Source organism: Glutamicibacter sp. HZAU (assembly GCF_004100365.1).
GTDB classification, from domain to species: domain Bacteria; phylum Actinomycetota; class Actinomycetes; order Actinomycetales; family Micrococcaceae; genus Glutamicibacter; species Glutamicibacter nicotianae.
The window spans coordinates 314,212-325,326 of record NZ_SCKZ01000003.1 but is presented as its reverse complement, the minus strand read 5'-3'; the positions used below and the strand labels follow the sequence as shown (position 1 = coordinate 325,326).

Here is an 11,115-nt window from a genome sequence, read left to right as displayed (position 1 = left end):
GTCCAAGCGCTGGACTGCCAACAAGGTACTGCCCGCGAATGACTGCTGGGCTGTTCGCTCGCGGGCAGTCCGCCGCCTCCATTCGGCACCCCAAGCACAGCGCCGTGGACTCTACTTATCGACGGATTCCGGGGCTGGATCGGTGGCAGACGGCATGGTGTAAGCGGTCAAGCCCTTTTCGCCTTCCAGGACCACGGTGGCGCCTTCCTGGTAGCCGGCCCGCTGGAATTCGGCGAACAACGGCAATTGATCGCTCTTTTTGCGAGTGTCGCGATCGCAGGACTGGACTGTCGTTGCCGGCAACAGGTTCGCGGTGTCCTTGTCATTGCCCGAGCGTTGCACGTCGACACCTTCTAGTTCCATGGTGCACAACACGGTCTGCCCCAACCCTTGCTCGATGCCGACGGCTTTCCCGCTGTCGATGTCGACGACCTGCGCGCCTTCGGCTAGCGGCAAGACCACTGACTTGTCACCGGCCAGAAATTGCTGCTGCAAGCGCAATTTCTTCACCAGTTCATTGTCGGCCATATCCGGCATGGGGAAGCTCCACTTTTTCTTGCCGCTGTGGACATCGATGCCGACGAAATTTCCCTCGAAGTTCTTGATGCCGCCGAGCTTGGCAGTGCCATCATCTTGGACATTGACCTCGGCAGTACCGGAATTGATCTGGCAGGTCACCAGGGTGCTATCGGTGTGAACGCCGTACAGATCGAGGATGCCCAAGCAGGAGTAATCCGCGCCGGGCAACGACCAACGGCCATCGCCGGTCTGCGGGTCAAGCCCCACCAGCATGGAATCCGTTGCCATATCCCACTCGAAATCCCTCCCGCCGAGTTCAAACTGGTAGAAGGTGCGATTGCCGGAGCCCACCAATGTACTTTGTTCCCCGTCGAAGGTCTCCCAAGCCCAGCCTCCGCCCGTGGAGTAGTGCTCATCGTAGATTTCTTCGTAGTCCTTGCTCCACGCCAGAGCTCCCTCATGGGCATAGCTCAGGACCGATCTGCCGGATTCCTGGTCGCTGGAGATGGAAAGCCCTTCACCGAGGTAGTAGTCCCCGAGATTTTTCTTCGGATCAGGCATTTCGCTGGCCTTCTTTGCCTTCTTCCAGCTGTTCGAATGCCAGTCGTAGTAGTAGTCGGCAATGTTCCCTCCGGTGTCGGGGCTGGCCGCGATCGTGCACCAGCTGTTGTCGCATTCAGTGGGGCGATCGATGTTGTAGAGGGATCCCGGATCCTTGGATACCCGCTGTCCGGTTTTCAGGTCGAGCACCGCGGGCCGCACCTTATCCTTCTCCACCAGCTGCAGCAGTGACACGTATTTCTTGCCATTGTTTTCCACCACGCTGACCTCGAAGGCAATGCCGGATGGCGTGTTGCCGACTCCGGACTTCTCCTTCCAGATTTCTTCTCCGGTGGCCAGGTCCCGGGCTACGAGATAGGGAGTCTTGCCGTCCAGCGTGTAGGCGAGCACGATACTCTCAGCCTCGTCGACGTGGGCTTCGGAGAGCAGTTTGTCCTTGCTCGTCCATGCGGCCTGCACTTGTTCCTGCCCCAGATCCCGCACGGGCTGTTCGGTCTCAGTGGCGGAGCATGCGGCTAGCGTGCCCAAGAGCAAGGTGGCGCCGAGGGCGGCGGCCAGCTGCCGGTGGCGGTTCGTGGTGCGCAATTCTTTCATGGGCGGACTCCCGAATATCCTGTGCTCATTCTCAGGTGCTGACGCGTGATGTGCGTTGTGTTGCGTGCAGTCGACCAGAGCCGCTGCTGGGATCCGGTCGATGCGGACGTGTTATTGGGGCAGCGAGCTGAAAGCTGCCCTGAGGTACTTCACAGCGGTGTCCTCATCCACCGACCATTGCTGCGAGATCCGCGCCAGGTCGGCAGCGGCATCGCTGACTTCCTGCTCGGCCCGGTCCTCGGCGGCCTGGATGACCGTGCCGTGGCGTCCGCGGGTGACGACCGCGCCCTGGAGTTCGAGCTCCTTGTACACCTTGGCCACGGTATTGACCGCCAAACCTAGGGTGCCGGCGAGCGCGCGCACCGAGGGAAGCTTGGTGCCCGGAGCAAGCTTGCCCTCGGCCACTGCCGTCAGGATTTGCTCGCGGACTTGCTGGTACGGGGCCACCGTGGACTCCGTGTCCACGCGCAGGAAGGGCAACTCGGTCATGCGATGTTCCGTTTCGTCGTGTGCTTCATGTCTCTCGAGCCTATCGTGTGGCGGACCGGTTTCACCGTAGTCTGGAGGAATGAATGAACTACAGCTAGATGACTTCAGTGTTCGCTGGATTTCGGTTTCGGACATGTCCAACAACGTGTACGTCGTCACCGACAAGGCCAACGGGCAGCAAATATTGATCGACGCCGCGGATGACTTCCCGGCCATTCAGGACTTGCTGGCAGCGGCTGCGGCCGACACGCCGAAGAGCGAAGTGCAGGTCACCACGATCGCCACGACCCATCAGCACTGGGACCACGTCCGCGCCCTGTCCGACGCAGTGGCCGCTTACCCGGTCCCTACCTATGCGGGGGCCGATGATGTCGCCGGCATCCTGGAGGAATCCGGAGTGCAGGTGGCGCACCCGCTCTCCCATGGCGATCAAATCCAGTTGGGCGAGGTCACGCTCGAAGCGATCCACCTGCGGGGTCATACCCCGGGCTCCATCGCGTTCGCGCTCGCGGATTCTTCCGGACAGCACGTCATCCTAACCGGGGACAGCCTCTTCCCAGGGGGCGTAGGGAACACATGGAAGGATCCAGAGCGTTTCGCGTCGCTCTATGCCGATGTCACCTCCCGCATCTTCGACCGGTTCCCGGATGAGACGGTGATCCTTCCGGGCCATGGTGATGGCACCACGCTGGGCGCCGAACGCCCCTCACTGCCCGAGTGGCTGGAGCGCGGCTGGTAGGAGCCTGCAGCAGCTGCCGCCGGCTATCTAGTCGGCGGCAGCTCCTGGTAGTACAACAGCATCCGCCAGTCGCTTCCCGGAAAGTTGTTGGCGAACCCGTGGTGTTCGTAGAAGCGCCGAGTTGCGGTGTCGTCCTCGTCCACGTTGATATGCAGTTCCAGGCTTCCGCGCAGCGCCAGTTCCTGCAGCAGGCAGTTGACGAGGGCCGAGCCGATGCCCCGGTCACGCAATGCGGGTTGCACGTAGAGTTCGTCAAGCACGGCCAGCGGCCCGTCGAAATAGATTGTGGGTCGCAGCGTGACCAGGGCATGCCCCACCAAGCCGCGTCCATTCCCCGCGAGGATGGCGAAACACTGGTCTCCTGCCAGCATGGCTTCCAAGCGCCGTGCAACCACCGCAACCGGTGGGCATGGCGAATCGAATTCCCGATTGAAGTCCGCTTGCAAGCGGGCCAGGTTCAGGCTGTGCTCCGGTCCCGCAAGAAAGGCATCGTACGTGTGCATGCAGAAAGTATGCTCCGTTTGGCTGCGCGGACGCCAGAGCCTGCAGCCCCGCAACGTCCCGGATGAGCGGTGTCAGCCGAGCCTGTGGCCAACCATGAAGATCCGGCGGAACGGGAAATTCGTCAAGATGGTTCCGTCCTGCGAGGTGAATGAAGGGTAGTGGACGGAGACTTCGGCACGGTAGTCGTTCTCGAACTCCAGATAGTCTTCTTGTCCAAGCGCGTGCCGAACGGGCAGCAACGCGGTACCGCGAACCCAGTTCAGGATCGGGTCCTCGCCTGCGAGCAGCTGGTGGTACGTGGTCTCCCACACATTGGCCTGGAACCCCGCGTCCAGGAGGATCCGCTGGTATTCATCCGGCTCGCCGACCACGTCGTCATGGCGCAGCACCCCTGCCAGCTTGCCGGACCACTTCGGGCTGTCGGCCACTGCGCGCATTACCGCATGCGAGGGTGAACCGAAATTGCCCGGGACCTGGATAGCCACGTTCGCACCGGGCCTCAAGTTGACCAGCCATCCTGCCAGCAACTCGCGATGCCCAGGAAGCCACTGCAGCATGGCGTTGGAGAACAGCAGGTCCGTATCGGCGTCAGGGATCCACTGCGTGGCGTCGGCCAGTGCGAAGCCCAGATTCTCCTCGTGCTCGCTCTGCGAAGCCCGCGCGATCATCTCTGGCGAGGAATCCAGTCCGGTGACCTTCGCCTGCGGCCAGCGCTGGGCCAGCAGCCGGGTCATATTTCCCGGGCCGCAGCCCAGATCGACGATCTTCGACGCCTCGACCCCTGCCAGCTGTCCCAGCAAATCCTTGTATGGGCGGCCGCGGTAGTCGGAGAATTCAGTGTATTTCGTCGGATCCCATTTCATGTTCCTGAGCCTAAACCCGAGGCGCAGGCAACATCCAGCCCCCAGTCATAGTTCTCAACCGATAGGCTAGGAACATCATGTTGCTCACCGATTATCTGCCAGCAGACACCAAGAACGTATCCGACGACGAAATCTACGAGGCTTTCGGCCAGTGGGTGGCGACGCGCGGCATCAGCCTCTACCCCGCACAGGACGAAGCGTCGATGGCGCTGGCCGGCGGCAACAATGTCATCCTGGCCACCCCCACCGGGTCGGGGAAGTCCATGGTTGCCATCGCTGCGCACTTCTATGCCATGGCCCGAGACCAGATCAGCTTCTACACTGCGCCGATCAAGGCCCTGGTCTCCGAGAAGTTCTTCGACTTGTGCAAGATCTTCGGCGCGGAGAACGTCGGCATGGTCACCGGCGACTCCTCGGTGAACGCCGATGCACCGATCATCTGCTGCACCGCCGAGATCCTGGCCAACATCGCCCTGCGCGAAGGCTCCAAGGCCGACGTGGGCTGCGTGATCATGGACGAATTCCACTTCTACGCCGACCCGCAGCGCGGCTGGGCCTGGCAGGTGCCGCTGATCGAGCTGCCGCAGGCGCAGTTCCTGCTGATGAGCGCCACCCTGGGCGACGTCACCCGTTTCGAGAAGGAACTCGAAGAACGCACCGGCAAGACCACGGTCACGGTCGCGCACACCGAGCGTCCGATCCCATTGCACTTCTACTACTCCATGGAACCGGTGCAGGAAGCCGTGGAGGAACTGATCAAGACCAAGCAGGTCCCGATCTACATCGTGCACTTTTCCCAGCTCGATGCCATCGACCGCGCGACCGGGCTGATGAGCGTGAATGTGGCCACGCGCGAGGAGAAGGAAAAGATCTCCGAAATGATCGGCGGCTTCCGCTTCGCCGCAGGATTCGGCAAGACGCTGAACCGCCTGGTCCGCCACGGCATTGGCATCCACCACGCCGGCATGCTGCCCAAGTACCGCCGTCTGGTCGAACAACTGGCCCAGGCAGGCCTGCTCAAGGTCATCTGCGGCACCGACACCCTGGGCGTGGGCATCAACGTGCCGATCCGCACCGTGGTGATCACCGCCCTGTCCAAATTCGACGGCACCCGCACCCGCATCGTCAATGCCCGCGAATTCCACCAGATTGCCGGCCGTGCCGGACGCGCCGGGTTCGATACTGCAGGCACCGTGCTGGTGCAGGCCCCGGAGCATGCGATCGAGAACCACAAGGCCATGGAAAAGGCCCTGAAGAAGCATGGCGAGGGCTCGTCCAAGCTCAAGCAGATCCCGAAGAAGAAGCCGCCGCAGAACTTCGTGACCTGGGGCGAGAAGACTTTCGAGAAGATCGTCGAGGCCGCCCCCGAAACGCTGAAGTCCTCCTTCCAGGTCTCGCACTCGATGCTGCTGAACCTGCTCGAACGCGAAGACAACGCGTTCGAGGCCGCTGTGCGCCTGCTCAGCGAAAACCACGAGACCCCGGCCGCGCAGCGCAAGCTCAAGAAGCGCGCCATCGGCATCCTGCGAGAACTGATCGCCACCGAGGTGGTGGTGCGCCGCGAGCAGCCCGACGAATACGGCAACTGGTATGAGCTGACCGTGCACCTGCAGCAGAACTTCGCGCTGAACCAGCCGCTCTCTCCCTTCGCGCTGGCCGCCCTGGACCTGCTGGACCCGGATTCAGCCAGCTACGCGCTGGATGTCGTTTCGGTGATCGAGGCGACCTTGGAAAAGCCGCGCCAGGTGCTCTCCGGCCAGGAGAAGAAGGCCCGCGGCGAGGCCATTGCCGCGATGAAGGCCGAAGGAATGGACTACAACGACCGCATGAACGCGCTGGATGAGGTCACCTACCCGATGCCGCTGGCTGAGAAGCTGGAGAACGCGTTCGAGCAGTACCGCTCCGGCGCGCCGTGGCTGGCCGATTTCGAGCTGGCACCCAAGTCGATCGTCCGCGACATGTACGAACGCGCCATGGGCTTCTCCGATTTCGTCCAGTACTACCAGCTGGCCCGCTCCGAGGGCGTGCTGCTGCGCTACCTCACCGACGCCTACAAGGCGCTGCGCCAGACCGTCCCGCAGGACGCATTGCGCGAGGATCTCGAAGACCTCATCGAGTGGCTGGGCGAAATGATCCGCCAGATCGACTCCTCGCTGCTCGATGAGTGGGAAGAGCTTTCGCGCGGCGAGCTGAACGAGGAAACCGAAACCGCGCCGCCTCCGGCACCGGAGAAGCTGACCAGCAATGTGCGGGCCTTCCGCGTGATGGTCCGCAACGAGATGTTCCGCCGCGTGAAGCTCTTCGCTGACGAGCAAGACAAGGCGCTGGGCGAACTCGATGAGCACAGCGGCTTCGATGCCGACACCTGGGCCGACGCCATGGACGACTACTTCGACGAGCACGATGACATCGATGACGGTCCGGTTGGACGCAGCTCCAAGCTGTTCATCGTCAAGGAACTGCCTAACCGCATCTGGGAAGTACGCCAGGTCTTCGCTGATCCTTCCGAGCACCATGACTGGGGTATTTCCGCGACCATCTCGCTGGATGACTCGGACGAGGTAGGCGAACCGGTGGTTACCGTGACCTCCGTGGGCCGTCTGGACTAGGCATGAAGACGATCAGCTACGTCATCTTGCAACACCGCGATGAGGTTTTGCTGCAGCTGCGCCAAGGAACCGGCTACATGGACGGGTACTGGAGCACTGCGGCCGCCGGGCATGTTGAGCCCGGCGAAGCTGCCCAGGCCGCCGCCGTGCGTGAAGCCGGCGAAGAGCTGGGAATCCACATCGATCCGGCACAGCTTCAGCCGTTGTGCACGGTGCATCGTAACCAGCAAGCTGGCAGCTACGTGGATTTCTTCTTCCGCACCAGCCACATTGAGACGGTAGTATTGATGTCGAGGCTGTAATATAAGCTGTTTTATTTCTAAAAAAATAAGGAGAAAAACTTATGTTAAGAAAAGCAATAATATCCGATTTGAATACAATAACGCAATTAGCAATCCTTCTATGGCCGGATAATGAATTTGATGACCTAAGGCAGGAAATGAAAGAATTGATTTTAGATAAAGAGGCTGTATTTTTTTTGTATTTTGATAATGATATTCCTGTCGGGTTTGCACAATGCCAGCTTCGACATGATTATGTTGAAGGTACAGACAGCAGTCCGGTTGGCTATTTAGAAGGTGTTTTTGTAATGGAGAATTATCGAAATAAGGGTATTGCTACGCAATTGCTCCAACACTGTGAACTGTGGTCTAAAGAAAATGCTTGTACTGAGTTTGCCAGCGATTGTGAAATTAGCAATGCAGAAAGTTATGTTTTTCATATGAAATTCGGCTTTCAAGAAGCCAATCGTATCATTTGCTTTAAAAAGGATATCACACTACAAAGTTAGAAATCACTGGAAGACAAATCTACACAAAACACAAATGACTGTACTTTTTCTGTTTGAGGAAACAAGTCCATAAAGCCGCTTTTTGATAGTCATGTGGTCAGATTAGATGTCATAGCTCGGTGAGTGGTCGGGTTGGATGTCGGCGTTGGCAAGTGGTCGGGTTAGATGTCGGGGGTCGCGAGTGGTCAGGTTGGATGTTTTTTCGGAAACTTTTGAGGTTGTGTGGTCGGGTTGGATGTTGGCTAAAAAACATTGCTATTGTAACGATAAATTAGAATTTGAACGGAGAAGGTGCATGGTAAATAAAAAAGATGCCATTGAGATAATTTTATACGCCGAAGAAAATGGAATTGCCATTTGGTTAGATGGTGGCTGGGGCGTTGATGCTCTTTTAGAAGAAGAAACAAGGCTCCACAACGATATTGATTTATTTGTGGAAGAAAATAATAGTAAAAAGTTTATTGAAATAATAAAAGAAAAAGGTTTTGCGGAAGTTACAGAAGCATATACCACTACAAATCACACGATTTGGAAGGACGCTCAAGACAGGATAATTGATTTTCATATATTTAAATTCAACGAACAAGGATACATTGTTTTTGAAGGAGAAGCATATCCCCCAAAAGTGTTTAGTGGTATTGGGAAAATAGGCGATAAAATGGTTAGATGTATTGATGCTGAAAATCAAGTATTATTTCATCTGGGCTATGAGCATGATGAAAATGATATGCATGATGTAAAACTATTGTGCGAGAAATTTAATATTCCTGTTCCTAGTGAATACAAGTAACTGAAAAATTCCAATTTCTCTATCAATAGTTCAATAAATTAGAAAACTACATGAAAGAGAATCGACTAAACTGTACACAGAATGTCGGATGAGTAAACGCACCCTTTGATAATATTGATGATGAAAGGAGGTTGTTCAATGGATTCTTTGAGAAGTATGAATAATGCATTGGCATATATTGAAGAGCACTTAACAGAAGAAATTGATTATAGTGAAGTATCTAAAATTGCTTACTGTTCAGAGTATCATTTTAAGCGGATGTTTTCTTTCTTAGCAGGCATAAGTTTATCAGAGTATATTCGGAGAAGAAGACTGACATTGGCTGTACTAGATTTGAAAGATAGGGATTTGAGAATAATTGATGTAGCCGTCAAATATGGCTATAATTCGGCTGATTCATTTTCCCGTGCTTTTCATTCCCTGCATGGCATTCTCCCTTCTGAGGCAAGAAGTGAGAATACACAATTAAAAGCTTATCCTCGAATGACCTTTCAATTATCAATTAAAGGAGGATGCGAAATGAACTATCGTATTGTTGAAAAAGAGTCATTTAAGTTAGTAGGATTTAAGAAGAGAGTTCCAGTTATTTTTGAAGGTGTCAATCCAGAGATTGCAAAAATGACCGAACTTTTAACACCGGAGGTTATTAAACATTTAAAAGCAATTTCAGATATGGAACCAAGAGGTATCATTAGTGCTTCTACTAATTTTTCAGAAGGTAGAATGGAAGAGAAAGGAGAATTAGATCATTACATTGGAGTAGCAACATCAAGTAATGATACTGCAGATTTTGATGTATTAAAAATTGATGCTAGTACCTGGGCTGTATTTGAATCAATTGGACCATTTCCGGAAACACTTCAAAATGTGTGGGGTAGGATATACTCAGAGTGGTTTCCATCTTCAGGATATGAGGCAGCCCCAGGTCCTGAAATTTTGTGGAACGAGAGTCCAGATACCGGAAATCCAAAGTATCGAAGCGAAATCTGGATTCCAGTAAAGAAAAAAGACTATTAATTATATCAATGTTAATGGTTGAGGGTGCTCCTTAGTTAGAGTGCCCTTTTCTTTAACAGCGGTATAGAGAAAGTCGATATTTTCCCACAAACGAGAGCCAATATTGGATATGTTTCCATTTACGAGCGTGGATATTTTCCCAAGTTCGAGGGTGGGTAAAAATAGAACTAAAATGCCGTTTTGACAGCTATTAAGACCTCTCAAAACAGTGGGATGGTGTACCGAGACTTATGGAGCCGGAGCGAACCGCGCAGCTGCGTTGGTTCCCGGTGGATGCCCTTCCGGATAACCTCGTTGAACAGGAAGATCTGGTACTTTCCAGGCTGGATTCCGACCTGCCGCCGATCCTTTCCATGGGATTCGGCACGGAAACGCCCCAGCCCCAACGTCTGGACTAGTCGCACACAATGCCCGCAACATCCTGCCGGAAACCGGTAGCAATGTTGCGGGCATTGTCGTAGGGTGTGGCCATGAATGGATTCAAGCTGCGTCTGCTTGGAGCAGGCATATTGCTGCTGGTCCTGATAGGGCTGCTCAGCGGTTGGTCGGAACTCTTTGCTTCCGGCGCATGGGTCGCGACCGTTCTCCAACTCGGCCTGATATTCCTCGGCCTTGCCCTGATCTACCGCGGGGAAAACGCCGAGATGCCCGGGTCCGGCTAGCAACAGGTCTTAGCATTACCCCAATCGGGCTTTGAGCCAGGCTACGCAGGCCGTTGCCTGCTTGGCGTGATAGCTGCGCAGGGTGGGCAGCCCCGGAACTTCTGGCCTGCGCGCGGCATCAACATAGTAGGCAGCCAAACCAGCCAGCGCTCCAGTCAGAGCATCGGAGCTCGCCGAGGCGAAAATCCGGTGGGATGATGCAATGGCGTCCGCATCCAGTGCCGGATCGAAAATCCTGGCCTCAACCAGCACCGTCAACGCGTCATACCACGCGGCTCCACGCGAAGCCCACGGCCAGTCGACCAGAAGCACGCCCCCATCTTCGCCCAGCAAGATGTTGTCCGAGCGCAGATCAGTGTGCACCAGCTGGTTTCCGGCCAGCGCCCCAATTCCTTCGATGGCCAGTTCATGGAGTGCTTCCAGGTTTTGCGCCAACCAAGGGTCAGCAGGAATCCATTCATCAGCCATGATCCGAGCAAAACCGCTGGCGTCCTCGCGCAGATCTACTTCGAGGGCAGGAAGCAAGCTGGTGATTCCAGCTGGCTGCTGATCCGCCAGCTGCGCGAGCGTGTCCAGCACCCGGATAAGCTCGTCGGCACCCCAGGGAAGCTGCGGGTTAACCCCTGGCGCTTGGTCGAAAATCAACGCCTCCCAGTCATCCCAGCGAATCCTTCCCAGGAATTTCGGAACCGGCATCGAAGCCGGGAGCATCGCTGCGATCTCCGCCTCTCGCGCATGCAGGGCGGCGCCCGGGCCATTCAGCCCGTGGCTGACAGCTTTGGCGAACACCTTCTGCCCTGCGGCGGTGAGCAGCCGGTCGGCGCTGCCCGCAGAGAACCCGCCGTATTGGCTATGCGCCGTGATGACTTGCGATCCCAGGTGCGATTCAATCAGTTCGCGCAGTTCGGCAGGAAGATCTGGCCAGCTGATGCGCTGGGTGTAGTGGATCGGCATAGTTCGGATCATGCCATGGCCTTA

General features: G+C 56.2%; 13 protein-coding genes. 8 read left to right on the top strand and 5 right to left on the bottom strand.

What is annotated here, in order from left to right:
* Positions 1-111: 111 nt before the first annotated feature.
* Positions 112-1,674, bottom strand: a complete 1,563-nt coding sequence (locus tag EKH49_RS06220; RefSeq protein ID WP_128470143.1) for a hypothetical protein — start codon at positions 1,672-1,674, stop codon at positions 112-114.
* A gap of 111 nt (positions 1,675-1,785) precedes the next feature.
* Entirely contained in the window at positions 1,786-2,163 is a 378-nt protein-coding gene (locus EKH49_RS06215) for a GntR family transcriptional regulator (protein WP_128470142.1), read from the bottom strand.
* Between the two features lie 79 nt (positions 2,164-2,242).
* On the opposite strand from EKH49_RS06215, the gene EKH49_RS06210 reads away from it, so the two are divergent.
* The gene (locus EKH49_RS06210) at positions 2,243-2,902 is read left to right on the top strand and encodes an MBL fold metallo-hydrolase (protein ID WP_128470141.1); all 660 of its coding nucleotides are present in this window, start codon (positions 2,243-2,245) and stop codon (positions 2,900-2,902) included.
* A 23-nt stretch (positions 2,903-2,925) separates the two neighbouring features.
* Here the strand turns inward: EKH49_RS06210 and EKH49_RS06205 are convergent, their stop codons facing one another.
* Together EKH49_RS06205 and EKH49_RS06200 are read right to left on the bottom strand one after the other, a co-directional pair.
* Entirely contained in the window at positions 2,926-3,405 is a 480-nt protein-coding gene (locus tag EKH49_RS06205; protein ID WP_128470140.1) for a GNAT family N-acetyltransferase, read from the bottom strand.
* Positions 3,406-3,477: 72 nt separating this feature from the next.
* Entirely contained in the window at positions 3,478-4,269 is a 792-nt protein-coding gene (locus EKH49_RS06200) for a methyltransferase domain-containing protein (protein WP_128470139.1), read from the bottom strand.
* 77 nt (positions 4,270-4,346) lie between these two features.
* Here EKH49_RS06200 and EKH49_RS06195 point away from each other — a divergent pair, with 77 nt between their 5' ends.
* The 7 genes from EKH49_RS06195 to EKH49_RS06165 all read left to right on the top strand — a co-directional run bounded on the left by EKH49_RS06195 (position 4,347) and on the right by EKH49_RS06165 (position 10,137).
* Positions 4,347-6,878, top strand: coding sequence for a DEAD/DEAH box helicase (locus EKH49_RS06195; RefSeq protein WP_128470138.1), 2,532 nt, complete (start codon positions 4,347-4,349; stop codon positions 6,876-6,878).
* Between the two features lie 2 nt (positions 6,879-6,880).
* Entirely contained in the window at positions 6,881-7,180 is a 300-nt protein-coding gene (locus EKH49_RS06190) for an NUDIX domain-containing protein (protein ID WP_236641056.1), read from the top strand.
* 41 nt (positions 7,181-7,221) lie between these two features.
* Complete coding sequence (locus EKH49_RS06185) at positions 7,222-7,668, top strand: aminoglycoside 6'-N-acetyltransferase AAC(6')-E526 (RefSeq protein WP_128470137.1); 447 nt, start codon at positions 7,222-7,224, stop codon at positions 7,666-7,668.
* Positions 7,669-7,963: 295 nt separating this feature from the next.
* Positions 7,964-8,458 carry a nucleotidyltransferase domain-containing protein gene (locus tag EKH49_RS06180; protein WP_128470136.1) on the top strand — a complete coding sequence of 165 codons (495 nt, stop codon included), beginning with the start codon at positions 7,964-7,966 and terminating at the stop codon, positions 8,456-8,458.
* 138 nt (positions 8,459-8,596) lie between these two features.
* A complete protein-coding gene (locus tag EKH49_RS06175; protein WP_128470135.1) occupies positions 8,597-9,475 on the top strand; it encodes an AraC family transcriptional regulator in 879 nt (292 codons plus the stop codon).
* Between the two features lie 230 nt (positions 9,476-9,705).
* Entirely contained in the window at positions 9,706-9,873 is a 168-nt protein-coding gene (locus EKH49_RS06170; protein WP_201739571.1) for a hypothetical protein, read from the top strand.
* A 72-nt stretch (positions 9,874-9,945) separates the two neighbouring features.
* A complete protein-coding gene (locus tag EKH49_RS06165; protein WP_013349261.1) occupies positions 9,946-10,137 on the top strand; it encodes a hypothetical protein in 192 nt (63 codons plus the stop codon).
* A gap of 15 nt (positions 10,138-10,152) precedes the next feature.
* Here the strand turns inward: EKH49_RS06165 and EKH49_RS06160 are convergent, their stop codons facing one another.
* Complete coding sequence (locus EKH49_RS06160; protein ID WP_128470134.1) at positions 10,153-11,103, bottom strand: phosphotransferase; 951 nt, start codon at positions 11,101-11,103, stop codon at positions 10,153-10,155.
* Between the last annotated feature and the right edge of the window lie 12 nt (positions 11,104-11,115).

Excerpts from the sequence above, each read along its gene's own strand:
- EKH49_RS06195 (WP_128470138.1), top strand. The coding sequence starts at position 4,347 with ATGTTGCTCACCGATTATCTGCCAGCAGACACCAAGAACGTATCCGAC.
- EKH49_RS06160 (WP_128470134.1), bottom strand. The coding sequence starts at position 11,103 with ATGATCCGAACTATGCCGATCCACTACACCCAGCGCATCAGCTGGCCA.
- EKH49_RS06200 (WP_128470139.1), bottom strand. The coding sequence starts at position 4,269 with ATGAAATGGGATCCGACGAAATACACTGAATTCTCCGACTACCGCGGC.
- EKH49_RS06180 (WP_128470136.1), top strand. The coding sequence starts at position 7,964 with ATGGTAAATAAAAAAGATGCCATTGAGATAATTTTATACGCCGAAGAA.
- EKH49_RS06205 (WP_128470140.1), bottom strand. The coding sequence starts at position 3,405 with ATGCACACGTACGATGCCTTTCTTGCGGGACCGGAGCACAGCCTGAAC.
- EKH49_RS06220 (WP_128470143.1), bottom strand. The coding sequence starts at position 1,674 with ATGAAAGAATTGCGCACCACGAACCGCCACCGGCAGCTGGCCGCCGCC.
- EKH49_RS06170 (WP_201739571.1), top strand. The coding sequence starts at position 9,706 with ATGGAGCCGGAGCGAACCGCGCAGCTGCGTTGGTTCCCGGTGGATGCC.
- EKH49_RS06215 (WP_128470142.1), bottom strand. The coding sequence starts at position 2,163 with ATGACCGAGTTGCCCTTCCTGCGCGTGGACACGGAGTCCACGGTGGCC.
- EKH49_RS06165 (WP_013349261.1), top strand. The coding sequence starts at position 9,946 with ATGAATGGATTCAAGCTGCGTCTGCTTGGAGCAGGCATATTGCTGCTG.
- EKH49_RS06175 (WP_128470135.1), top strand. The coding sequence starts at position 8,597 with ATGGATTCTTTGAGAAGTATGAATAATGCATTGGCATATATTGAAGAG.
- EKH49_RS06210 (WP_128470141.1), top strand. The coding sequence starts at position 2,243 with ATGAATGAACTACAGCTAGATGACTTCAGTGTTCGCTGGATTTCGGTT.
- EKH49_RS06190 (WP_236641056.1), top strand. The coding sequence starts at position 6,881 with ATGAAGACGATCAGCTACGTCATCTTGCAACACCGCGATGAGGTTTTG.
- EKH49_RS06185 (WP_128470137.1), top strand. The coding sequence starts at position 7,222 with ATGTTAAGAAAAGCAATAATATCCGATTTGAATACAATAACGCAATTA.